The organism is Pseudomonas sp. 300 (assembly GCF_055803035.1).
The window spans coordinates 3431094-3455284 of record NZ_JAVLRV010000002.1 but is presented as its reverse complement, the minus strand read 5'-3'; the positions used below and the strand labels follow the sequence as shown (position 1 = coordinate 3455284).

At 60.3% G+C, this 24191-nt stretch carries 22 protein-coding genes; 13 read left to right on the top strand and 9 right to left on the bottom strand.

What is annotated here, in order from left to right; genetic code table 11:
• Positions 1-25: 25 nt before the first annotated feature.
• The 4 genes from Q7W83_RS22355 to Q7W83_RS22340 all read right to left on the bottom strand — a co-directional run bounded on the left by Q7W83_RS22355 (position 26) and on the right by Q7W83_RS22340 (position 4368).
• Positions 26-2077: a putative bifunctional diguanylate cyclase/phosphodiesterase gene (locus Q7W83_RS22355; protein ID WP_473657028.1), complete on the bottom strand. Its 2052-nt coding sequence runs from the start codon at positions 2075-2077 to the stop codon at positions 26-28.
• 509 nt (positions 2078-2586) lie between these two features.
• Positions 2587-3183 (bottom strand): superoxide dismutase, encoded by a 597-nt coding sequence (locus tag Q7W83_RS22350; protein WP_008034365.1) that lies wholly within the window; start codon positions 3181-3183, stop codon positions 2587-2589.
• Positions 3184-3358: 175 nt separating this feature from the next.
• A complete protein-coding gene (locus Q7W83_RS22345) occupies positions 3359-3961 on the bottom strand; it encodes a LysE/ArgO family amino acid transporter (RefSeq protein WP_150631170.1) in 603 nt (200 codons plus the stop codon).
• A gap of 5 nt (positions 3962-3966) precedes the next feature.
• Positions 3967-4368 carry an ACT domain-containing protein gene (locus Q7W83_RS22340; RefSeq protein WP_473657026.1) on the bottom strand — a complete coding sequence of 134 codons (402 nt, stop codon included), beginning with the start codon at positions 4366-4368 and terminating at the stop codon, positions 3967-3969.
• Between the two features lie 96 nt (positions 4369-4464).
• On the opposite strand from Q7W83_RS22340, the gene Q7W83_RS22335 reads away from it, so the two are divergent.
• The 4 genes from Q7W83_RS22335 (at position 4465) to Q7W83_RS22320 (ending at position 8357) form a co-directional block, all read left to right on the top strand.
• Positions 4465-5358: a LysR family transcriptional regulator ArgP gene (locus Q7W83_RS22335; protein ID WP_150631168.1), complete on the top strand. Its 894-nt coding sequence runs from the start codon at positions 4465-4467 to the stop codon at positions 5356-5358.
• A 54-nt stretch (positions 5359-5412) separates the two neighbouring features.
• On the top strand, positions 5413-6405 hold the full coding sequence (locus Q7W83_RS22330; RefSeq protein ID WP_150654082.1) for an NAD-dependent epimerase/dehydratase family protein: 993 nt from the start codon (positions 5413-5415) through the stop codon (positions 6403-6405).
• A gap of 108 nt (positions 6406-6513) precedes the next feature.
• Positions 6514-7389, top strand: coding sequence for an ATPase (locus Q7W83_RS22325; protein ID WP_150631166.1), 876 nt, complete (start codon positions 6514-6516; stop codon positions 7387-7389).
• 119 nt (positions 7390-7508) lie between these two features.
• Entirely contained in the window at positions 7509-8357 is an 849-nt protein-coding gene (locus Q7W83_RS22320; protein WP_150631165.1) for a cache domain-containing protein, read from the top strand.
• 133 nt (positions 8358-8490) lie between these two features.
• Here the strand turns inward: Q7W83_RS22320 and Q7W83_RS22315 are convergent, their stop codons facing one another.
• Positions 8491-10008, bottom strand: a complete 1518-nt coding sequence (locus Q7W83_RS22315; RefSeq protein ID WP_150631164.1) for an MDR family MFS transporter — start codon at positions 10006-10008, stop codon at positions 8491-8493.
• A gap of 79 nt (positions 10009-10087) precedes the next feature.
• Entirely contained in the window at positions 10088-11272 is a 1185-nt protein-coding gene (pobA, locus tag Q7W83_RS22310) for a 4-hydroxybenzoate 3-monooxygenase (protein WP_191623668.1), read from the bottom strand.
• Positions 11273-11460: 188 nt separating this feature from the next.
• On the opposite strand from pobA, the gene Q7W83_RS22305 reads away from it, so the two are divergent.
• The gene (locus Q7W83_RS22305; protein WP_150631162.1) at positions 11461-12357 is read left to right on the top strand and encodes a helix-turn-helix domain-containing protein; all 897 of its coding nucleotides are present in this window, start codon (positions 11461-11463) and stop codon (positions 12355-12357) included.
• A gap of 9 nt (positions 12358-12366) precedes the next feature.
• On the opposite strand, the gene Q7W83_RS22300 is transcribed toward Q7W83_RS22305, so the two are convergent.
• Together Q7W83_RS22300 and Q7W83_RS22295 are read right to left on the bottom strand one after the other, a co-directional pair.
• Complete coding sequence (locus tag Q7W83_RS22300; protein WP_191623667.1) at positions 12367-12543, bottom strand: hypothetical protein; 177 nt, start codon at positions 12541-12543, stop codon at positions 12367-12369.
• A gap of 214 nt (positions 12544-12757) precedes the next feature.
• A complete protein-coding gene (locus Q7W83_RS22295) occupies positions 12758-13663 on the bottom strand; it encodes a LysR family transcriptional regulator (RefSeq protein ID WP_224787835.1) in 906 nt (301 codons plus the stop codon).
• A 114-nt stretch (positions 13664-13777) separates the two neighbouring features.
• Here Q7W83_RS22295 and Q7W83_RS22290 point away from each other — a divergent pair, with 114 nt between their 5' ends.
• Both Q7W83_RS22290 and Q7W83_RS22285 read left to right on the top strand, forming a co-directional pair.
• Positions 13778-14656 (top strand): MBL fold metallo-hydrolase, encoded by an 879-nt coding sequence (locus tag Q7W83_RS22290; RefSeq protein ID WP_473657021.1) that lies wholly within the window; start codon positions 13778-13780, stop codon positions 14654-14656.
• 41 nt (positions 14657-14697) lie between these two features.
• Positions 14698-15312 (top strand): NAD(P)-dependent oxidoreductase, encoded by a 615-nt coding sequence (locus Q7W83_RS22285; RefSeq protein ID WP_473657019.1) that lies wholly within the window; start codon positions 14698-14700, stop codon positions 15310-15312.
• A 94-nt stretch (positions 15313-15406) separates the two neighbouring features.
• Here Q7W83_RS22285 and Q7W83_RS22280 read toward each other — a convergent pair whose 3' ends face one another.
• Positions 15407-16288: a LysR substrate-binding domain-containing protein gene (locus Q7W83_RS22280; protein ID WP_150654084.1), complete on the bottom strand. Its 882-nt coding sequence runs from the start codon at positions 16286-16288 to the stop codon at positions 15407-15409.
• Positions 16289-16448: 160 nt separating this feature from the next.
• Between Q7W83_RS22280 and Q7W83_RS22275 the strand changes: the two genes are divergently transcribed.
• The 6 genes from Q7W83_RS22275 to Q7W83_RS22250 all read left to right on the top strand — a co-directional run bounded on the left by Q7W83_RS22275 (position 16449) and on the right by Q7W83_RS22250 (position 23872).
• Complete coding sequence (locus tag Q7W83_RS22275; RefSeq protein ID WP_473657017.1) at positions 16449-18086, top strand: 5-guanidino-2-oxopentanoate decarboxylase; 1638 nt, start codon at positions 16449-16451, stop codon at positions 18084-18086.
• Complete coding sequence (locus Q7W83_RS22270) at positions 18083-19531, top strand: aldehyde dehydrogenase family protein (RefSeq protein WP_150631157.1); 1449 nt, start codon at positions 18083-18085, stop codon at positions 19529-19531. Before Q7W83_RS22275 ends, Q7W83_RS22270 begins: the two co-directional genes overlap by 4 nt.
• Before the next feature lie 217 nt (positions 19532-19748).
• Entirely contained in the window at positions 19749-20852 is a 1104-nt protein-coding gene (locus Q7W83_RS22265) for an extracellular solute-binding protein (protein WP_010457579.1), read from the top strand.
• Positions 20853-21045: 193 nt separating this feature from the next.
• Positions 21046-21954 carry an ABC transporter permease gene (locus Q7W83_RS22260; RefSeq protein ID WP_150631156.1) on the top strand — a complete coding sequence of 303 codons (909 nt, stop codon included), beginning with the start codon at positions 21046-21048 and terminating at the stop codon, positions 21952-21954.
• Complete coding sequence (locus Q7W83_RS22255) at positions 21951-22799, top strand: ABC transporter permease (protein WP_458377085.1); 849 nt, start codon at positions 21951-21953, stop codon at positions 22797-22799. The genes Q7W83_RS22260 and Q7W83_RS22255 overlap by 4 nt, the downstream gene beginning before the upstream one ends.
• A gap of 17 nt (positions 22800-22816) precedes the next feature.
• Positions 22817-23872, top strand: a complete 1056-nt coding sequence (locus tag Q7W83_RS22250) for an ABC transporter ATP-binding protein (RefSeq protein WP_150631154.1) — start codon at positions 22817-22819, stop codon at positions 23870-23872.
• Positions 23873-24191: the final 319 nt, after the last annotated feature.

The window sequence follows — 24191 nt, the reverse complement described above, 5'->3', positions numbered from 1 at the left end:
TCTGTAGGAACGAGCAGGCTCGCTCCTACAAGATTGCGGCATTGCTGCGCTGAGCCTGTTTCAGATAGGCGCCCAGTTCTCGTGCCGGCAGGGGTTTGCTGTAAAAGTAGCCCTGACCTTCGTGGCAGCCTTCGGAAATGATGTAGGCCTCTTGCTCGACGGTTTCCACGCCTTCGGCAATGACCTGCATGCCAAGGCTCTTGCCCAGCTGAATGATCGCCCGAACGATGGTCGCATCGTCGTCGTCATCGAGCAGATCCTGTACGAAGCTCTTGTCGATTTTGATCTTGTCCAGCGGCAGGCTTTTCAGGTAACTCAGCGATGAGTAACCGGTGCCGAAGTCGTCGATGGCAATCAACGCGCCGGATCTACGCAGGCTCAGCAGATGCTGGGCGGCGGTGCTGATGTCTTCCATCAGGCCGGTTTCGGTGACTTCCAGCTCCAGGCTGCGCGGTGGCAGGCGGTACATTTGCAACAGGTTGTTGACCACCCGTGGCAGTTCGGCGTGGTGTAACTGCACCGTAGACAGGTTCACCGCCATGCGCAGGTCGGTGAAGCCCTGGTCATGCCAGTCGCGCAACTGTTTACAGGCCTGATCCAGCACCCATTCGCCAATGGCAATGATGGTGCCGTTCTGCTCGGCCAGCGGGATGAACAGGTCCGGCGGTACCAGCCCATGTTCGGGATGTTGCCAGCGAATCAATGCCTCGACGCCCACCACCCGATGATCGCGGTAGCTGATCTGCGGTTGGTAGACGAGGTAGAACTGGTCGCGGACCAAGGCGTCGCGCAGGTCCTTTTCCAGTTCACGACGGCGACGCATCTCGGTGTCGACACTGGCGATATAGAACTGATAACGGTTGCGCGAGCGAGTCTTGGCCAGGGTCATCGTCTGCTCGGCTTTTTGCAGCAGCTTTTCGGTGCTGTCGCCATCCTCGGGGAACAGCGTGATGCCGATGGTGGCGCGCAGGCGAATCTCTTGATGATCGAGGGCAAATGCCGCTTCCAGGTCATCGAGAATGCTTTGTGCCAGTTCGGCAGCTTCGTAGGGTTGTTCGATATCGGCCTGAACCAGTGCCAACTGATCGCCGCCGAGGCGGGCGAGAGCGCCGAGTCGACCACTGTGGGCTCGCAGGCGATCGGCCAGCGCCAGCAGCAGCTGGTCGCCGGTCTGATAGCTGAACTGTTCGTTGATGCCCTTGAAGTCATCGAGTCCGACGCACAACACCGCGACCCGACGTTGCAGTTTGCCGGCGTCGACGAGGATCTTGTCCAGTTGCTGTTGCAATTGCTGGCGGTTCGGCAGGCCGGTGAGGAAGTCGTACTGGGCCATGCGCAGCAGACTGTTTTCCGCTTCGTGGCGCAGGTGAGTGTTGCGCTCGATGGATTCGAGCAACTGGTTGGCAGTGTTGATCCAGATGCCCAGTTCGTTTTTCTCATGGCCCCTGATCTGTGGAATCTTGTGCGCGCTGGGGCGGTCCGGGTTGATTTCGGTCAGGTGCTCGATGATCCGCGACAGCGGTTTGGTCAGCAGCCAGTGGTAGACCAGATACAACACCAGTCCCATGGCGAGGGCGCGCAATACCCCGGAAATGAAGATGATTACCGAACTGACGATGAACCCTTGCCCGTAGGTGGCGGTGTCGAGGGTGATGCTCAGGTCGCCGTAGTACTCGCTGTAGGGGCCGCGACCCACCAGTTGAGTGGTGAAGGTGCGTTCCTTGCCGAGGATCAGGTCGGTCAGCCAGCGGCTGTTGGATTGCTGCAACTCGCGGGACTTTTGCGCCAGCATGGCTTCATTGGGGTGACCGATGGAGGCCTGGCGTACGGCGTCGTCCTGAAACAGGCCTTCAATCACCTGCATGCCCATCTCCCGGTCCAGGCTGTAGACGGCCTGGGTCGAGGGGTCGCGGAACATGTCGAGGATGCGCTGGGCATCGCCGGCCACGGCCTGGCGTGTTTTATAGGCATCGAAAACGATCTGCGCGCAGCTCAAGACCACGCCGACGATCAATGCCGACAGGAGCACGACCCGGAGCAACTTTACCGACAAGCTGTTCTTGAGTTCCAGCTTCAAAGAGTCATTCCTTGTTCCGTGCAGGTAGCATCAAGTTGCCATGAGTATTGGCAATCCGGTGATGGCAGTCAAAGGGACAATCGAACACAGGGGAATTTGCCTGTGGGGTTGGCCGAAATGCTGTTGCCTGGAGTCATTGCCCTATTAGTACTGTGTCGGTAGTCGAGTCCTTCAACTTGAGGGGGATTTGGACATATTTTCCTTTTGGTTGATGTTAGACGTCTGTGGCGTTGGGGCAAGGGGCTGATGGCTGGTTTCATTGTGGGAAATCGGCCTGCTTTCTGCTGATGTGCACCTTTCAATTGTGGGAGCGAGACCAGCTTGCCGGCGATGACGGCCTGACAGCCGACCTGATTTCACAGGCTCACCTCAATCCCTGTGGGAGCTGGCATGCCAGCGATGGCGGCCCAATACCCGAGAGATATTTTTCGGTTGTACTCGAATTCTGTAGGGGTTCTGGAACCCAAAAAAAACCCGGCAAAAGCCGGGTTTTTTGACTGGCGTCGATCTTAAGCAGTAAAGGTTTTACCTTCGAACTGCTCAGCCACGAATTTCCAGTTGACCAGGTTCCAGAACGCTTCGACGTATTTCGGACGAACGTTGCGGTAGTCGATGTAGTAAGCGTGTTCCCAGACATCGCAGGTCAGCAGCGGGGTGTCGCCGTTGGTCAGCGGGTTGCCGGCGCCGATGGTGCTGGCCAGGGCCAGGGAACCGTCAGCCTTTTTCACCAGCCAGCCCCAACCGGAACCGAAAGTGCCGATGGAAGTCTTGCTGAACTCTTCCTTGAACTTGTCGAACGAACCGAAGGAAGCATTGATGGCTTCAGCCAGTGCGCCGGTTGGTTGACCGCCGGCGTTTGGCGCTAGGCAGTTCCAGTAGAAAGTGTGGTTCCAGACTTGAGCGGCGTTGTTGAAGATACCGCCCGAGGAAGACTTGACGATTTCTTCCAGAGTCTTGCCTTCGAACTCGGTGCCTGGCACCAGGTTGTTCAGGTTCACGACGTAGGTGTTGTGGTGCTTGTCGTGGTGGTATTCCAGAGTTTCCTTGGAAATGTGCGGCTGCAGGGCATCGTGTGCATAAGGCAGCGGCGGCAATTCGAAAGCCATGATGATTCTCCTAATCAGGTCAGTTGCGGTGAGCGCAAGGCCGATCACGGGCGGCCATACAAGCGCCGGGGAGTTTGTACTCTTTGCGGCGCATCGAACCGGATCATAGCACCGGGGGTGCGGCATAACCACGCAACAACTGTGTGGAATAGAGGTTCCAGAGCCTTTTGGAATATCAGGAAGCGATGATCAGTTGGCCAGCCACGGTGAACATCATCACGGCGACCAACAGATCCAGAATCCGCCAAGTGCTCGGCCGAGCCAGCCACGGCGCCAGCCATGCAGCGCCGAGCGCCAGGGTGAAAAACCACAGCAACGACGCACTGGCCGCACCCACGACATAAGCCCCGGGCTCGGTTTGTTGCGCACCGAGAGAGCCAATCAGCAACACGGTATCCAGATAAACGTGCGGGTTGAGCAAGGTCACCGCCAGGGCGCTGAGCATCACCGCGCGCAGCGAACGTACTGTCTGGTTTTCACCTTGTTGCAGACTTTGCTTCGAGCAGGCCCGACGCAGTGCGAGGCTGCCGTACCACAGCAGAAATGCCGCACCACCCCAACGAGCGATGGCCAATAAAGTCGGGTTTTGCGCCAGCACGGTCGCCAGACCGAATACACCGGCCGCCACCAGCAACGCGTCGCACGTCACGCAGAGCGCCGCCACCGGCAGGTGATGTTCACGTCGCAGGCTCTGGGCCAGTACAAACGCATTCTGAGTACCGATCGCCATGATCAGCCCCGCGGCCACCAACAGGCCGTTCACATAGCTTTGCCACATAAGTTTTACTCCGCGTTGGTTGCCAGATCCCGAAGCACTTGCAGGGCGCGTTCGGCATCGGCCTGGCCGACAAATAAATGATCGTGGAAGTAACCGGCGATCACGTTGCAGCTGATTCCGGCCTGACCCAACGCGGTGGCGAACGCGGCGGTCAGGCCTACGGCGTCCAGGGCCGAATGCACGTTGAGGGTGATCCAGGCTGCGACGTAGTCGAAGCTGAAACCGGCCTGTTCAGCGTGGGAACGTTGCAGAATCACCGTCAGACCTTCCTGCTCGCGAAAGCTGCCGACAATTTCGAGGCCCGATGGCAACTGACCGTCACGCAGGGTGCAGAACACGTATTCGCCTGCGTTGAGTTGCGGGCTCATGCTGCGTAGCAATGTGGCCAATGAAGTTTCGCCAGCCATGTCGGTAATCCTTGTTCAAGAGTTCTTGCCGGGCATTCTCTGCTGCTAACCTGTATAAGAAAAACCAATCATGCTGATCGCTCATTAGGAAAACTGATGTTCGACTATAAATTGCTGTCTGCCTTGGCTGCGGTGGTTGAGCAGGCCGGTTTCGAACGTGCCGCGCAGGTGCTCGGGTTGTCGCAATCGGCGATCTCGCAGCGCATCAAATTGCTGGAAGCGCGGGTCGGCCAGCCGGTGCTGGTGCGGGTTACGCCGCCCGCGCCGACGGAAATCGGTCGGCGCTTGCTCAACCACGTGCAGCAAGTTCGCTTGCTGGAGCGCGATCTGCAGACGCTGGTCCCTGCGCTGGATGAAGAAGGTCTGCCGGAACGTCTGCGCATCGCCCTGAATGCCGACAGCCTCGCCACCTGGTGGGCCGAAGCGGTCGGTGACTTTTGCGCCGAACAACATCTGTTGCTGGATCTGGTGGTCGAAGACCAGACCGTCGGCCTCAAACGCATGCGTGCAGGCGAAGTGGCCGCGTGTGTCTGTGCCAGCGAACGTCCGGTGGCCGGGGCGCGCAGCGTCCTGTTGGGCGCCATGCGATATCGCGCACTGGCCAGCCCGGCGTTCATCGCCCGGCATTTTCCGCACGGCGTTCGCGCCGAACAGTTGTCGAAAACGCCGGCATTGGTGTTTGGCCCGGACGATTTCCTACAGCATCGCTACCTCGCTTCCCTCGGCGTCGACGGCGGTTTCGAACACCATTTATGCCCATCATCCGAAGGCTTCATTCGCCTGACGGAGGCCGGTCTCGGCTGGGGACTGGTGCCGGAATTGCAGGTGCGCGAGCAACTTGAACGCGGTGTTCTGGTGGAGCTTTTGCCAGATAAGCCCATCGATGTGCCGCTGTACTGGCATCATTGGCGCAATGGCGGTCAGTTGCTGGGGTTGCTGACCGATCAATTGGTGCGCTCGTCGAGGCAATGGCTGGTGCCGTTGACCTGACCGGCAGCGTCAAGACCTCACGCACTACGCAAAACGAAATATTCGGAGCACTACATGAAGATTCTGGTCACCGGCGCAAGCGGCTTCATTGGCGGGCGCTTTGCGCGTTTCGCCCTGGAGCAGGGCCTGGATGTACGGGTCAACGGTCGCCGGGCCGAAAGCGTCGAACACCTGGTGCGCCGTGGCGCCGAGTTCATTGCGGGTGACTTGAGTGACCCGCAACTGGCACGCGACCTGTGTTCCGATGTCGAAGCCGTGGTGCATTGCGCCGGGGCTGTCGGCGTGTGGGGGCGCTATCAGGACTTTCATCAGGGCAACGTGCAGGTCACCGAAAACGTGGTCGAAGCCTGCCTGAAACAACGGGTGCGACGACTGGTGCATTTGTCCTCGCCGTCGATCTACTTTGACGGCCGCGATCACCTCGGATTGACCGAAGAACAGGTGCCCAAGCGCTTCAAGCATCCCTACGCCGCGACCAAATTCCTGGCCGAGCAAAAGGTCTTCGGCGCCCAGGAGTTCGGCCTTGAAACCCTGGCCTTGCGCCCGCGTTTCGTGACCGGTGCCGGCGACATGAGCATCTTCCCGCGATTGCTGAAAATGCAACACAAAGGTCGCCTGGCAATCATCGGTAACGGTTTGAACAAGGTCGATTTCACCAGCGTGCAAAACCTCAACGAAGCCTTGCTCAGCAGCTTGCTGGCCAGTGATTCAGCCTTGGGCAAGGCCTACAACATCAGCAACGGCGCGCCGATTCCGTTGTGGGATGTGGTCAATTACGTCATGCGCAAAATGGACGTCCCACAGGTGACCCGCTACCGCTCCTACGGCTTGGCTTACGCCGTGGCGGCGCTCAACGAGGGCGCTTGCAAGCTGTGGCCGGGTCGCCCCGAACCGACCTTGTCGCGCCTGGGCATGCAGGTCATGAACAAAAATTTCACCCTGGACATCAGTCGCGCGCGGCATTATCTGGATTACGACCCGAAGGTCAGTCTGTGGACCGCCCTCGACGAATTCTGCGGCTGGTGGAAGGCTCAGGGCATTCACTGACAAATCCCGTTACTGAACGGAGAGTGAGGTTCAGGGTCAATCGATGCGGCCGACGGGTTTATACTTCACCGCATCAAGCCATCACCGCGTTCCACAAAGGTTGACTCAATGTCCATGCGTAACGATGCCAACGACGACTTCGACGATGTACCGAGCCTGCGTGCCGACAGCCTCGATGACGATGACTTTGTGCCCACCGCCCGCACCGCCGTGCATTCGCGCACGCCGCCGGTGGTCAAGGTCAAAGCTGCCAGTACCGGCCCGTTGTGGGCACTGGTCGGCGCCTTGTTCTTTGCGTTCGCTGGCCTTGCCTGGTGGAGCTTTCAGCAGATCTCGCTGATGGAACAGCAACTGGTGGCCACCCAGGAAAGTTTCGCGCGGATCAGTGAGGACGCTGCGGGGCGCTTGCAGGACATTTCCGGCAAGGTCGTCGCCAGCCAGACCAACGTCACCAGCGACAGCGAAGCGCTGAAACTGCAAATCAAGCAGCTGGAAAGCAAACTCCAGGACCAGAGCAAGCAGCAGCAAGGCGTTGTCGGCCAGACTTCGGACCTGGACAAGCGTCTGGCGCAAATGACCGCGCAAACCGCCGATCTGGACAAGCGCCTGGCGCAAGCCACCGCCCAGAACACCGAGCACCAGACCGCCAACACGCAATTGCAGGCCCAGGTCAAAGCCCTGAGCAGCGAACTGGCCGCCCTGAAAAGCGCGCCGGCGGACACTGAAAAATTCGACGCACAGCTGAAAAGCCTCGGCGCCGACATCGTTGCGCTGAAAAAACAAGGCAACCCGAGCGCCGCGATCGAGCGTCTGGAACAGGACATGATCGTGCTCAAAAGCGAGCAGGACAACCGCCCGGCCGCCGGGCCTGCCTCGTCCAACACCGCCGAGTTCGACGCTTTCCGTGCTTCGGTCACCCGCAACATCAACACCCTGCAGGCGCAGATTCAGAACTTGCAGCAGCAGTTGCGTGCCAGGCCTTGAGGGTGAGGACGCGGTAATTCGCTGCACTACCATTTTGCAGACTGCGGTTCGCTGAATATCCATACATGCCCCATTGCCGTCTACGCTCTTGAAACACTGACAAGAACGAGGGATGCGCAATGGGGTTTTTGCACAGGTTGGCCCTGCTGGGCGCGATGCTGTTGCTGTGTATGGGGCAGGTTCAGGCTGCCGGCACCGAAAAGGACGACAGCAAGGCTGCCATCGCCTTGCTGGAAAAAGCCCTGGCCTATTACCACGACAACGGTGACAAGGCGTTCGCGGCCTTCAGCCGACAGGGCGAGTTTGTCGACAAGGACCGCTACGTATTCGTGCTCGATACCAACGGCGTGATGCTCGCCAGCGGTGGGCCTTCTTCGGCGTTGATCGGGCGTGATGTGTCGGATGTGCTCGGGCCGGATTTGCAGAAGGCCTTCAAGGACGCGTTGAAGGTGCCGGAGGGCAATGGCATTCAGCAGGCGGAATATCGCTGGCAGAACTGGTCCGACGGAAAGGTCGAACGCAAGCATGTGTTCTATCAACGGGTCGGCCAGCGGATTCTGGCGGTGGGTTACTACTTGCCACGGGCGTCGGCGGAGCAGGCGATGGCGTTACTGAACAAAGCGGCGACCGATCTGGCCAAGGACGAGAAGGGTACGCTCACGGCGATCAACTCGCTGAAGGGCGGTTACTTGCAGGATGACCTGTATGTGTTTGTCGTCGATCTGGACACCCAGCGCTATGTCGCCCACGGTACCAACCTGCGGCTGATCAATACCGATTTCGGCAAGATCAAGGACCCTGAAGGCAAGCCGGTGGGCGAGCCGATCCTGGCGTTGATCGCCAAGCAGGATTCTGGCGAATATGAATATCGGTGGAAAAACCCGGTGACCGGCAAGGTCGAGGACAAGCATGCGTACCTGAAGAAGGTCGGGCATTTTCTGGTGGCGGTCGGGTATTACAGCCCTTGATGGTGGTGACTGACAGACCGCCATCGCGAGCAGGCTCGCTCCCACAGTAGATCTCCAGTGATTACAGAATTGTGTGCGACAGAGATCAAGTGTGGGAGCGAGCCTGCTCGCGATGGCAGGCGACTCGGTGTATCTATCGAGCCTTGTCCTCCCGCCCCCGCAACACCCGGTTCGGCATGGCAATCGCCGCCGCCAACCCCAGCAACGACACGGCGGCACTGACCATCAACAAATGCCGGAAGGTCAGCAGCAGCTCGGCGCGCAAGGCGTTCTGTGCATCCCCCGGCGCGGCGTTCAGGCCGTCCAGCAAGACGTTCCCCGAGCTGCCCTCGGCAATCAGCGTCGAGCCGGCCAGATGGGCGAAACTCGAGTCTTGCAGTAACGCCAGCAACAGCGCCGACATCAACGCCACGCCCACCGCGCCGCCCAGGGAGCGGAACAGGTTGGTGGTGCTGGTCGCCACGCCGATGTCCCGTTGTTCCACGGAGTTCTGCGTCCCGACCAATGACGTCGGGAACTGCATGCCGGAGGCGATCCCGCTGAGCACCATGAACAGACTGCTGAGTACCACGGCCTGTGGCGGGCTGAATGCCATCCCGAGAATGGCGATCGGCATGAGGAGGGCGCCCGCGAGGATCATCGGTTTATAGCGCCCTGTCACCGAGGTCCGGCGCCCGGCGAAATACGCACCGATCGGCAAACCCATGGCCAGTGGCAACAGGTGCAGCGCGGCGCTATCCGCTCCGGCGCCCGTCACGCTCTGGAAGCGCAGCGGCATCAGCACAATCAACGAAATCGCCTGGAAACTGGTGAAGAAAATCGTGCACCAGCACAGGATCGCATTGCGGTTGGCGAACAGGTGCATGGGCAGCAACGGCTCCCGCGCACGGCGCTCATGTCGGACGAACAAGGCCAGGACCACCACCGCACAGCCGAGCAAACCCAACACCTCGGCGCTGCGCCACGAGTGGCCCTGGCCGACCTGGGTGATACCGAGCAACAAGGCCGTCAGACCGATTATCATCAGCAGCGTGCCAAGGTAATCGATGATCGGCTTGCGCTGCGGTACGGGCAGCCCCACCAACGTGCGATTGGCCACCAGCCACGCGCCCAGACCCAGCGGCAGGTTAATCAGGAACACCCAGCGCCACGACAGGTATTCGGTCATGTAACCGCCGAGCACCGGACCGGCCACGCTGGCCACCGCGTACATGCTGCTGAAATAACCTTGATAGCGACCCCGTTCGCGGGGTGGCACGATGTCGCCGATGATCGCCTGGCTGACTGAAATCATCCCGCCGGCGCCAATGCCCTGAAGAATGCGCGCCAGTACCAGTTGCTCCATGCTCTGGGCCATGCCGCAGAACAACGAAGCTATCGTGAACAGCCCCATGCCGAACAGCATCAACGTGCGCCGACCGTACAGGTCGCCGAGTTTGCCGTAGATCGGCACCGCCACGGTCATTGCCACCATGTAGCCGGAAATCACCCAGGCCAACAGGCTGACATCCTTGAACTGCGCGGAAATGGCCGGCATCGATACGGCGACAATGGTCTGGTCCAGCGCGCCGAGAAAAATCGCCAGCATCAGGGCGATCAGCACGCTGCGAATGGCCGGTTTAGGCGTGTCAGGCTGGTTGAGATTGGTCACGTTGGAACCTGCGGGCAGTGAAAGTCCCGCAAGAGGTAATGGCGAGCGGGGATGCTCGCCAGTGTAAGTCGGTAGCAGGCTATTCGATAGCCTCATAAGGAAGCCCGACATAATTTTCTGCAATGGTTTTTCGACCTGCCTCAGAGCTGACGAAGTAGTCCAGCTCCGACTCACTGATGCGTTGGCTGAACTCGTCGTGATCGTCAAAGCGATGCAACATCGAGGTCATCCACCAGGAAAACCGTTCGGCTTTCCAGACCCGGCGCAGACAGACCTCGGAGTATTTTTCCAGCAAGTCGACGCGGCCCTCGCGGTAAACCTTCAGCAGGATATTGAACAATGTACTGACGTCACTGGCCGCCAGGTTCAGGCCTTTGGCGCCGGTCGGCGGGACGATGTGAGCAGCGTCGCCGACCAGAAACATCCGGCCGTATTGCATCGGTTCGACCACGAAACTGCGCAACGGCGCGATGCTTTTTTCGATGGACGGCCCGGTCACCAAAGACTCGGCCAACGCAGCAGGCAGCCGGGACTTGAGCTCATCCCAGAAACGCTGATCGGACCAATTCTCAACGTGTTCGTCAGCAGGCACCTGAAGGTAATACCGGGTTCGGGTCGCCGAGCGCATGCTGCACAGGGCAAAACCGCGTTCGTGACGGGCGTAGACCAACTCATCGTGAACCGGTGGCGTGTCCGCGAGAATCCCCAGCCAGCCGAATGGATAAACCCGTTCGAAGACCTTCAGTTGCTCGGCGGGAATCGATTGCCGCGCCACACCATGAAAACCGTCGCAACCGGCGATGTAGTCGCAATCGAGCCGAAAGGTTTCGCCGTCCTTTTCGAACGTCACGTAGGCTTCATCGGATTTCATGCCGTGGGGTACGACGTTGACGGCTTCGTAAATCGTCTGCGCACCGGCCTCCCGACGAGCGGCCATCAAGTCACGGGTGACCTCGGTCTGCCCGTAGATCATCACGGTTTTGCCCCCGGTCAGGGCTTGCAGATCGATGTGTACCTGACGCCCGTCGAGGGCCAGTTCGAAGCCGCCGTGAACCAGCCCTTCGGCGTCCATGCGCTGGCCGACACCGGCCTGACGCAGCAGCTCTACCATGCCTTGTTCGAGGACACCGGCGCGGATTCGCCCGAGCACATAGTCCGGGGTCTGGCGTTCGAGGATGAGGGTGTCGATACCGGCGTTGTGCAGTAATTGGCCGAGCAGCAAACCAGACGGACCGGCACCGATGATGGCGATTTGGGTTTTCAGCGTTTTCATTGTTTTTAGGACTCGCAAGCTCCACACGACCAGAGTCGGTGAATTATTTTTATGGATCGAGTGCTTGCATTTTTCACTTGCGGGTCTGTCAATTGAAGGTGAAAACTGAGCCGATAGCTGTACATTCTGCCAATCGGTGCGATTATCGCCCGCCACCTTCCGAGGCCTGGATTGAAGTTATGAACAAGCCTGCCCTGCCTTCGATACCGGTGTTCAAGCTCTATGGTGAAAGCCTGGACTGGCCGACCCCGGACTTGTTGCACTGCGAAACCATCTCCAAACGCAGCCGCGAACATCAGTGGGAAATCAAACCCCACCGCCACGCCGATTTGTGCCAGTTGCTCTTCGTGTTCAAAGGTCAGGCAGAGCTTGAAATCGAAGGCAAACGCACGCAGCTGAACGAACCGGCGATCCTGGTCCTGCCGCCGTTATCGGTGCACGGTTATCGTTTTTCCGAGGATGTCGAAGGATTCGTCCTGACGCTGGCCGCGCCGCTGGTCGCCCATCTTCAGGCGCAACTGGGCAACTCGGTGAACGCCCTGGCGCAGGCCGAAAGTTATCCGGCCGGCAATGACGGTGAGTACCTCAACAGTTTGTTTTCTGCGTTGCAAAACGAATACACCGGCCATCAACCGGCCCGGGAAATGCTCATGCATTCGCTGGTCAGCGTGATCATGGTGTGGGTCAGCCGGCAGGTGCTGCAGCGTCGCTCGGCCACTCAGCGACCGCAGCGCGCGCGGGAATATCTCAACGGATTTATTCAACTGGTGGAAGAGACCTATCGTCAGCACGTCAAGGTCGAAGATCTGGCGCATCGCTTGGGCATTTCGGTGTCGCACCTCAACGGCACGTGCCGTGAACTGGCGGGGCAACCGGCGTTGCAGATCATGCACGAGCGGCAATTGCTGGAGGCCAAGCGTTTGCTGACTTACACCAGCATGACCATTTACGAAATGTCCGATGTGTTGGGGTTTTCCGATCCGACCAACTTCACGCGCCTGTTCCGGCGTCGTGTGGGGATCTCGCCCAAGGCGTTCCGCGACCGCTTGAAGGCCGATCAGGACAACGAGGCCTGATCTTCGTCGTTATCGGAGGGCGTTGAGGGTGGCGTTGTGGGGAATGCAGCGCTCGAAGTTACAACTCGCGTACTCACGGGGCAGGTTTCGCAACTGCTCGACGCGCCAGGCCGCGGTGCCGTACAGCGCCAGCGTCGCCGCGCAGGTGATGAAAATGGCGAGGTATCTTCTTGTTTTCGTGTTCATGGCGTTGACCTCTGAACGAATACCCTTCGGTACTCCTTTCAGCATAGGTCAGCGGCAGTGAGTTGCCAGTCACGCGTTCTGCGCATGTAGGCCGACATTCAGAACACTGATGTTCCCTGGGGGAGCGGGCTTGCCCGCGATGACGGCCGTCCTGTCAACAATGATGTGACTGATAGATCGCTATCACGGGCAAGCCCGCTCCCACAGGGGCCTCTTAAAGTCCGATATCCCACGCGGGTTCTTCGGGGAATCTGAGCACCAGAAAATCCAGCACGCTGCGCAGCGCCGCCGGCATGTGTTTGCGTGAGGCATACACCGCGTAGATGTTCATCTGGCGCGGTTCGACCTGGGGCAGCAGGCGGATCAGTTCGCCGCTGTGGATATGCACACCCGCCTGATAACTCGGCAGCATCGCCACCCCGGCGCCGGCGATCGTTGCGCGTAGCAGCGTACTGGCTTCATTGGCGCTGATGTTGCCCTGCACCGGCACCGAGACCGGTTCGCCGTCCTGTTCGAAATGCCACAGACTTTTGCCGAAGTAGGAATGAGTCAGGCAGTTGTGCTGGCTCAGGTCTTCCACCTGTATTGGCGTCGGGTGTTCTTGCAGGTAGGCGGGAGAAGCGCAGATCACCGAGCGGCAGACCGTCAGCCGCCGCGCAATGAGGTTCGGGTCCAGGTCATTGCTGGTGCGAATCGCCAGATCGATGCGCTCATCCACCAGGTTCACCGTGCGGTCGAGCATCTGCAGGTCGATGCTGACGCCGGGGTAACGCTTGACGTAGGCGGCCATCGCATCGGCCAATTGCGCCTGGCCGAACGAGGTGCTGACGCTGATTCGCAGCAGGCCACGCGGTGCATCGTCCGGTTCGCTGACGGCTGCTTGCATGTCCGTGGACAGGTCGAGCATCTGCCGACAGCGCGGCAGTATTTCACTGCCGGCAGCGGTCAGGCTCAATTTACGTGTAGTGCGATGCATCAGGCGTGCGCCGACCCAGTCTTCCAGTTCCGCCAGATACCGCGAAACCACCGGCCGCGACAGGTCCAGATGATCGGCGGCGGCCGACTGGCTGCCGAGGTCGACCACTGTGACGAATACGCGCATTGCTTGTAGACGATCCATGATTTGCCCGCTTTCAGAAACAAACTATGTTCCAGCATCGCATTTTTTGTACTGAGTCAGGCAACTAAGCTCTGTTCCATCGCCAAGCATGGCACTCGGACAACGGAGCAACAGATGATCGGTTTCACTTCCCTCAAGCGTATTTTGCTGGCCACGGCTACCCTTGGTTTCGCGGCCCACGCGGCGGCATCGACGCTGACGCTGGATGTTTATAACCCCGGCGAGAAAGCGATCTTCCCGGTGACGTCGGTGCTGGTCAGCGGCGAGAAGGACGCGATTCTGGTGGACGCGCAATTCGGCAAGTCCCAGGCCGAGCAAGTGGTGGAAAAAATTCGCGCCAGTGGCAAGCAACTGACCACCATTTACATCAGCCACGGTGACCCGGATTACTACTTCGGCCTCGACACCCTGACCGCCGCGTTCCCCGATGCCAAAGTGCTCGCCTCGCAGCCGACCGTGGACCACATCAAGCAAACCGTCGACGGCAAACTGGCGTTCTGGGGACCGAAAATGGGCGCCGACGTGCCGGCCAAAACCATCGTGCCGAGCGTGCTCAAGGGCGACAGCCTGATGCTCGAAGGGCAGAAGCTGCAGGTAGTCGGTCTTGATGGCCGGCAACCGGATCGCACCTTTGTGTGGATCCCGTCGATCAAGGCAGTGGTCGGTGGCGTAGTCGTCGCAGAAAACATTCACGTGTGGATGGCCGATACCCAAACCGCGCAGTCCCACGCTGATTGGCTGGCTACGCTACATTCCATCGAAACCCTGAAACCGCACACCATCGTGCCGGGTCACTACCTTGGTGAGAGCGCCCGTTCCCTGGCCGCCGTGCAGTTCACTGCCGATTACATCAAGGCCTTCGACGAAGAAACCGCCAAGGCCAAAGACGCTGCCGCGCTGATCGCCGCGATGAAAAAACGCTACCCGAAGCTGGGCGAAGAAAGCTCGCTGGAGCTAAGCGCCAAAGTCGCCAAGGGCGAGATGAAGTGGTAACCCGATTGACCCACTCACACTGATCCACACTGGAGAACGTCATGAGCAACATCGCAATCATCGGTGCCACCGGCCGTGCCGGCAGCCAATTGTTGGAAGAAGCCCTGCGTCGTGGTCATAGCGTTACGGCCATCGCTCGCGATACGTCGAAAATCGGCCAGCGTGCCGGGGTGGTCAACAAGAACGTTGACGCCCTCGATGCCCAAGCGCTGCAAGCGGCAATCGCGGGTCATGACGTGGTGATCAGCGCCGCGCACTTCGCGACCCTGCCTGCGAGCGCCGTCATCGGGCCGTTGAAACAGGCCGGGGTGAAACGTCTGTTGGTGGTCGGCGGGGCGGGTTCGCTGTTACTGCCGGACGGTACTCGCGTTATCGACAGCAAAGGTTTTCCTGAAGAGTACAAAACCGAGGCCAGTGCCGGTGCTCAATTCCTGGAGAACCTGCGTAAGGAAAAAGAACTGGACTGGACTTTCCTGTCACCCTCGGCAGAGTTCGTCGAAGGTGATCGCACGGGGTCGTTTCGGATCGGCAAGGATGATTTGCTGGTGAGCGGGGCGGGGCGCAGCTGGATTACGTTTGCTGATTATGCGATTGCGATGCTGGACGAAGTCGAGACGCCGAAGCACTCCCGTCAGCGGTTTACTGTCGGGTATTGATGGCGCGGCTTATACCTTCGCCGGCAAGCCAGCTCCTACAGGGGGACAACATAAACCTGGTAGGAGCCGGCTTGCCGGCGATGCTTTTGGGCCGTCACCGACTCTGGGCCTGCTCGACCAACCACCCCATCAACTCGCGCAACTTCGGTGAAGGCGCGGGTTTCTCCGGGAAAACCAGGTAATACGCCAACCCGGTTTTTACCTTCAATTCAAACGGCATGACCAGCCGCCCGGCGCTCAGGTCGTCGCCAATCAACGACCAATCGCCAATCGCCACACCCGTCCCTTGGGACGCCATCGACATCGCCAGGTCCAGGGTTTCGAAGTGCTGGCCTTTGCTGACATTGCTCAAATGAAGGTCCGCCGCTTTCAACCAGGCATTCCAGTCGCGCTCATCCCGCGTCGGGTGCAGCAGCAAATGCTGTTGCAGATCCGCGGGTGCCTGCAAGGCCGTCGGGCCTTCCAGCATCGGTCGTGAACACACCGGGGTCAGTTGCTCATCGAACAGCAGATAAGACGTCAACGCACTGTCCGGCGGCGCGCCATACATCACCGCCGCATCGAATTGCTCGCGATGAAAATCCACGCCGTGCTTGACCGTGGTGGTCAACTCCACCGGCACATCCGGACGCTCCCGTTGCCACTGTAAAAGGCGCGGCAACAACCAGCGCATCACACAGGTCGGCGCCTTGAGTTGCAGGGTTTCGCGCTTCTCACCGATCTGCTCCACCGCCTCGTCGATCAGGCCGAAAATCTGCTGCACCCGTGGCAGCCACTCCCGTCCTTCAGCGGTCAAATCCAAGCCGCGGGCCTGGCGAATGAACAGCTCATAACCCAGATGCTCTTCCAGCCCGGCGATCTGCCGACTCACCGCGCCCTGGGTGATGAACAGCTGTTCGGCCGCACGGGTGAAGTTGCAGCACTGCGCGGTGATCAGAAAAGTGTACAGCGCCGGCAGGGGAGGCAATCGTTTCATTGGGATCCAAGGTATGACGTGAGGACATGGCTAGTATGACTTTTTATCCATTGTTGCGGCTACGTGTCGCCCGTTCCAATGAGGCCATCCCTGGACCTGCCCGCTCATCATAAACACTGCGCAGGCCCGGCGTCTCAAACGAACAAAAAGGGCAAAAGACATGGCGACGTGCGGCGAAGTATTGGTCAAGTTACTCGAAGATTACGGGGTCGAGCAGGTGTTCGGCATCCCCGGGGTTCACACCGTGGAGCTGTATCGCGGGCTGGCCCGTTCGAGCATCAACCACGTCACTCCGCGTCACGAACAGGGCGCCGGTTTCATGGCTGACGGTTATGCACGCACCAGCGGAAAACCGGGTGTGTGCTTCATCATCACCGGTCCGGGCATGACCAACATCACCACCGCCATGGGTCAGGCCTACGCCGATTCGATCCCGATGCTGGTGATCTCCAGTGTGCAGACTCGCAACCAGTTGGGTGGCGGTCGCGGCAAGCTCCATGAACTGCCGAACCAGAGCGCCTTGGTCGGCGGCGTGGCAGCGTTCTCCCACACGCTGATGTCGGCGTCCGAGTTGCCGGGCGTCCTGGCCCGCGCTTTCGCGCTGTTCCAGGCCGGTCGCCCGCGTCCGGTGCACATCGAAATTCCCCTGGACGTGCTGGTCGAAGAGGCCGATGACCTGCTCAGCAGCCTGCCGGTCAACATCGACCGCGCCGGCGCTTCGCCCAGCGCGATCAGCCGCATGACCGAGCTGCTCGCCGGCGCCAGGCGTCCGCTGATTCTGGCCGGTGGCGGTGCCATCGATGCCGCTGCCGAATTGACTGAACTGGCCGAACTGCTCGACGCGCCGGTGGCGCTGACCATCAATGCCAAAGGTATGCTCGAATCCGGCCATCCGCTGTTGATCGGTTCGACCCAAAGCCTGGTCGCAACCCGCGCACTGGTGGCCGAGGCCGACGTTGTTTTGGCCATTGGCACCGAACTGGCCGAGACCGACTACGACGTCACCTTCGCCGGCGGTTTCGACATCCCAGGCGTGCTGCTGCGCGTGGACATCGACCCTGACCAGACCGTGCGCAACTACCCGCCGAAGGTCGCCTTGGTGGCCGACTCGCGTAACGCAGCACAAGCCTTGCTGGGCGCGCTGTCTCACAAATCGCTGGCCGAGCGCCAAAACGATTGGGGCCAGGTCCGCGCCGCGCGCTTGCGCGAAGACCTCGCCGCCACTTGGGACGCGCCGACCCTGGCCCAGACCTGTTTCCTCGAAACCGTCCTGCACGAATTGCCGGACGCCGTGTTCGTCGGCGATTCGACCCAACCGGTGTACACCGGCAACCTGACCTTCAACCCTGAACGCCCGCGTCGCTGGTTCAACTCGTCCACCGGCTACGGCACCCTCGGTTACGCCTTGCCGGCGGCGATTGGCGCCTGGCTTGGCGGCAGCGCTGAAAACGGCGCGCGTCCTCCGGTGGTGTGCCTGATCGGCGACGGTGGCCTGCAATTCACCCTGCCGGAACTGGCCAGCGCGGTTGAAGCGCGTACCCCGGTGATCGTCCTGCTGTGGAACAACCAGGGCTACGAAGAGATCAAGAAATACATGGTCAACCGCGCCATCGAACCGGTCGGCGTGGACATCTATACCCCGGACTTCATCGGGGTCGCCAAGGCATTGGGCTGTGCGGCCGAAGCGGTCAACGGCGTCGATCAACTGCGCAGCGCCTTGCGCATCGCCGCCGATCGTCAGGGCCCGACCCTGATTGAAATCGATCAGACCCAGTGGATGAAGGCGGTGTCGAAATGACTTTTCCCACCACCCTCGACGGTCTGTTCATTGACGGAAAATGGTTGGCCGGCAGCGAACACCTGCGTGTGATCAACCCGGCCACTGAAGCGCTGCTGACCACCGTGAATGGCGGCGATGCAAGCGCGGTTGACCAAGCGGCAAACGCAGCGACCGAAGCCTTCAAGGCCTGGTCGCAAACCACCGGCGCAGAGCGTGGCGCGATCCTGCGCAACATCGCCGCCGGCGTACAGGCCGGTCGCGAGCAATTGATGCATTTGCAGTCGAGCAACAATGGCAAGCCGCTGTTCGAAGCGGCCATCGACGTCGATGACGTGATCGCCACATTCGAGTACTACGCCGGCCTGGCCGAAGGCCTCGATGCCAAGCAAGACAGCAACGTCGAGCTGCCGACCGACGACTTCAGTGCCCGTGTGCGCCGTGAACCTGCGGGTGTAGTCGGCCTGATCGTGCCGTGGAATTTCCCGATGGTCACCACTGCCTGGAAACTTGCGCCGGCCCTGGCCGCCGGTTGCTGTGTGGTGCTCAAGCCCTCTGAAGTGACGCCGCTGCCGGAGCTGGAGCTGGCGGCGATCATCGCTGACTCTGGTTTGCCGAAGGGCGTGTTCAACGTGGTCTGCGGCACCGGTCTGGCGGTCGGCGCGCCAATGTCGGCAGACCCGCGCATCGCCAAGATTTCCTTCACCGGCAGCAATGCGGTCGGTGTGCAGGTGATGCAACGCGCCGCCGAAACCGTGAAGGGCGTGAGCCTCGAACTGGGCGGTAAATCCTCGCTGCTGGTGCTGGCCGATGCCGACATCGAACTGGCCGTGGAAGTGGCCTGTGGCGGTGGTTTCTTCAACGCCGGGCAAATGTGCTCGGCCACCAGCCGTGTGCTGGTCGCCGATGAACTGGCCGACGAATTCCTCCTGCGCCTGAAGGCCCGCGCCGAAGCCATCCGCGTGGCCGACCCGTTCGACCCGAACGTGGAAATGGGCGCATTGGTCAACCAGGCGCAATACCAGCGCGTGCTCGGCCACATCGACCGTGGCTTGAGTATCGGCGCCAAGCTGATTTGCGGCGGCAATCGTCCGGCAGATCTGCCACGCGGTTATTTTTTGCAGCCGACAATTTTCACCGAAGTGCCCCTCGACAGTGCGTTGTGGTGTGAAGAGATTTTCGGCCCGGTGATCTGCGTGCGCAGTTTCACCTCCGAAGCCGAGGCGATTGCCCTGGCCAACGACAGCCAGTTCGGCCTGGTGGCCAGCGTGGTGACGCGTGATGTCGAGGCGGCGGATCGGGTCGCCAACGCTTTGCAGGCGGGGCTTGTGTGGATCAACGCGCCGCAAGTGATCTTCCCGCAGACCGCCTGGGGTGGCTACAAGCAGAGCAGCATCGGCCGCGAACTGGGGCCGTGGGGCTTGCAGGCTTTCCAGGAAATCAAACACGTGATTCGCGCCGTCTGACGGCACGAAAAAGGTGAGTGCATGCCTCGTATCGAGGCATGCACTGATGTCATGGCTTCGATGAGTTTTTATCGATAGTCAGCTTTTTTGCACGACCTCAGGATGAACTCACTGGTTCAGCCAAACCCCCGAAAATACGAGGGATAACGCTGGTCCGGCCGCGCGGATGCAACAGTTTCGACCTGCCTTATACCTACAAAAACAAAGGGAGTCCGTAATGGGCGAGCATGATCTGAACAGACGTCAATTTATCAAAACCGTGGGCGTGGCTTCGGTTGCAGCGGCGGCCATGAGCTTGCCCTTCGTCAAGGCCAATGCCAGCGATACCCGTTTCCAGGGCAAGACTCTGCGCTTGCTGACCTGGTCGGATGACACCGGCCTGGCTGCGCTGCGCAACATTGCGGCGACTTTCGAAGACAAGTACGGCTGCAAGGTCATCGCTGACCGCACCGGCAGCACCTCGGAAATGGTCGCTAAACTCAAGGCCGCGGGTGATCGTCCGCAGTACGACATCATCACCCTGGCCGGCGTCGGCGCCGAAGGTCTGGCCGCCGCCAACCTGCTGGAAAAACCCGACCTCAACCGCATTCCCAACCTGGTCGATGTCCCGGAGAAATACCGCACCGGGGCCAATGGCCACGGGATCGGTTACCTGCTCTGGTGCAACAGCCTGGTCTACAGCACTCGCACCATCAAGGAAGCGCCGGACAGTTACGCCGCCCTGTGGGACGCGGAGCTGTCGCCGAACATCTTCCTGCCGCCGCCGAACTGGACCGAGGCCATGGACCTGATCATCATCGCCGCCAAACTGGCCGGTGGTGACGAGCACAACATCGAGCCAGGCTTCAAGAAACTCGCCGAGCTGAAAGATCGTGTGGTGACCCTGGGTGAAAACCCGAACCAGATCGCCGAGCTGTTCCGCACCGGTTCCCTGGACATGGGCGGCCTGTACGCTCCGGCCTTCTTCCCGAAGCAGATCCGCGATCCGGCCTACGGCCTGGGTGCCACGTTCGGCATGAAGGAAGGTTTCTACACCGACCTGATGCTCTCGGTAATGCCGAAGAATCGTCCGGGCGATACCGACCTGACCTACGCCTTCATCAACCACTCTCTGGACCCGCTGGTACAGGGCAAGATGGCTGAAGACATCTACAACGGCCCGGTCAACGCCAAGGCGATCATCTCTGCCGAAGCGCGCAAGAGCCCGTACATCCTCACGCCTGAGCAGATTGCCGAGAAGGCGATCATGCACGACAACGCCTTTCTGGCCTCCGTGCATGACCAATGGATTCGTCGCTACACGGAAATCTTTTCTTCCTGATCGAGTGGCGAACACAGGATCTTCAACTCACAGAAGATCCCCTGTGGGAGCGAGCCTGCTCGCGATGACGGCCTACCTGTCACATTGATGTGACTGACAGATTGCTATCGCGAGCAGGCTCGCTCCCACAGGGGGCTGATGTGGATTCAAAGCCTGTGTTTGCCAGCTGCTTTCCATTGACGAGACCCTTGCTATGGAACACCAACCTCTGACTCATCCGGTCGCCGCCGCTGCATCGCGCGCCAATCGGGGTGTTTCGCCGACGACCCGCGCCTGGTTTTTCCTCACGCCGTCGATGCTGTTTCTCGGCGTGCTGATTGCCGCCAGCCTGCTGGTGCTGCGCATGAGCGTCGGTACCAAAGGCGCGGAATGGACCGGGTTCAGCCTGGCCAGTTACGCCCAGTTGCTGGAACCGTATTACCTCAAATCCTTGCTGCTGACCTTGCGCCTGGCGCTGATCAGCGCAGTGATCGCCGTGGTACTGGCGATCCCGGTGGCCTACACCATGTCGCGCCTGACTTCGCCGTTTGTGCGCAGGATCTTCCTCGCCGCGGTGCTGCTGCCGTTGCTGGTCAACCTGCTGCTGCAAAGCTACGGCTGGCTGGTGATTCTCGGCCCGGGCGGGATGCTCAATCAGGCCCTGATGGGCCTGGGCCTGATCAAGCGACCGATCATGCTCCTGTACAACCAGAACGGCGTGTTGATGGGCCTGGTGCAAACCGCGTTCCCGTTGGCCGTGTTGCCGATTGCCAGCGCCATGCGCGGCGTCGCCCGCACTTACGAAGAGGCCGCCGCCACCCTCGGCGCCAGTCGCTTTCAAGTGTTCCGCCAGGTGGTTCTGCCGATGAGTTTTCCGGGGATCATCACCGGCGCGACCCTTGTTTTCGCCTACAACGCCAGCAGCTTCGTGGTGCCGTTGCTGCTCGGTGGCCGGCGCGTGCCGATGCTGGCGGTGATGGTCCATGACCAGATCGCCCCGCTGATGAACTGGCCCGCCGCGTCCGCCGCCGGTGTGGTGCTGATTGTCACCACGCTCGCGATCATGACCCTGTCCGAATACATCACTGGCCGTCGTCGGCGCATGCTGGAGGCTTCGCAATGAGCGCTGTGATCAAGAAACGTTATGGGCTGCTGCCCGGCGAAACCGGCAAGTTTGCCGGCATCCTCTCAGGCTTCATTTTGCTGCTGGCGGTGTTGCCGATCCTGACCATGATCGTCATGTCGTTCAGCGGTGCGTCGAACCTCGACTTCCCGCCGAGCAGCTACAGCCTGCAATGGTACAAGGCCGCCTGGCACACCTTCGTGTCGCCGGATTCCAGCGATGTGCTGAGCCTCGGCAAAGCCATGACCACCAGCCTGATGGTCGCGTGCCTGACCATGGTCTTCGCCACCATCATCGCGGTGCCGGCGGCTTACGCGCTGACCCGGTGCGAGTTCCGCGGCAAAGCGGTGGCGCTGCAGCTTATGTCTTTGCCCTTGGTGTTTCCGATGGTGGTGTTGGGCCTGGCGTTGCTGCTGGTGTTCGACAGCCTGCCGTTCCAGATGACCACTTCGCGGCTGGTGATTGCCCACGTGATCCTGGCGCTGCCATTCGTGGTGAAAAACTGCACGGCGGCGATGCTCTCCATCGGCAGCGAAGTCGAAGAGGCCGCGCAAATGCTCGGTGCTTCGCCAACGCGGGCGATCATCGATGTGGTGGTGCCGCTGATGAAGTCGGGGATTCTCGCCGGGATGCTGCTGGCGTTCATCGTCTCGTTCAACGAATTCACCGTGACCTATTTCCTTTACACCATCGATGTCATGACCGTGCCGATCTGGATGTACAGCCGCACCGTGTCGTCGCTCGACCCCACCGTATTTTCGTTTGCCGTGCTGATCGTGCTGATCGACTTCGTCCTGATCTGGGCGTTGGAGAAGCTGGTCGGTGAAGGTGGCGTTTCGTTCTGATTCTTGAGGTGATTCATATGTCTGGTCTGATTCTGGAAAACGTCGAGAAACATTACGGCTCGGCCTGCGCGGTAAAGGATGTGAACCTGCATTTGCCGGAAGGCAAACTGGTGTGTTTCCTCGGCCCGTCGGGTTGCGGTAAAACCACCTTGCTGCGGATGATCGCTGGCCTTGAAACCCTGACCGGCGGCGAGATCCGCCTCGACGGCGAAGACATCGGCCACACCCCGGCGCATCAGCGTAATTTCGGCATGGTGTTTCAATCGTTGGCGCTGTTTCCGCACATGACGGTTGGGGAAAACATCGCCTACCCGCTGAAACTGCGCGGGGTCAGCAAGGCTGATCAACAGGCGCGAGTGGTGGAGCTGCTGGAGCTGATTCAGTTGCAGGAAATGATTGATCGCCCGGTGGCGAAACTGTCTGGCGGTCAACGCCAGCGCGTGGCGATTGCCCGGGCGATTGCCAACCACCCGAAAATCCTCCTGCTGGATGAGCCGCTGTCGGCGCTGGACGCCAAGCTGCGCGAGTCGATGCAGGTGGAGATTCGTCAACTGCAACAACGCCTGAACATCACCACCATCATGGTCACCCACGACCAGCGTGAAGCGATGACCATGGCCGATATCGTCGTGGTGTTGGGTGAGCATCGTGTGCAGCAGGTGGGCACGCCGATCGAGATTTACCGCCACCCGGCCAACGAGTTTGTCGCGGACTTTATTGGCTCGGGCAACATCTTCCCGGCGACCGCGCTCGGTAACGGCCAGGTCAGCCTGCCGGGGGGGGATGCCCTGCACGTGCCGATCTGCACGAGCATTGCGGCGGGGGAGAAGGTCAAGATGCTGATCCGCCCCGAGGACTTGCAACTGTCGCAGCCGCAGGCGTCGGCGGGGAATCGCTTGCTGGGCACCGTGACGTTCGTGCGTGATATCGGCGCGACGATCGAGACGACCGTGGAGTGTTCGGGCGTGTCGTTTACGGCGCTGAGCACCCCGTGTCAGGGTTTTGGGTTGAGCATTGGCAACCCGGTGTCGGTGACATTGCCGGCCGAGGCTTGCCGCGTACTCGGTGCCTGATCCGGACTGATGTGGGCCTTAATGGCCTCATCGCTGGCAGGCCAGCTCCCACAGGTTCATCGGTAGTCACACGATTTTGTGATCACCCGCAATCCTTGTGGGAGGCTTGTCGGGTGCTCGGCGCCTGATCCTGAATTTTTACAGCCTGACCTGGCCTCATCGCTGGCAGGCCAGCTCCCACAGGTTCATCGGTGTTCACACGATTTTGTGATCACCCGCAATCCTTGTGGGAGGCTTGTCGGGTGCTCGGCGCCGGATCCTGAATTTTTATAGCCTTACTGGCCTCATCGCTGGCAGGCCAGCTCCCACAGGTTTATCG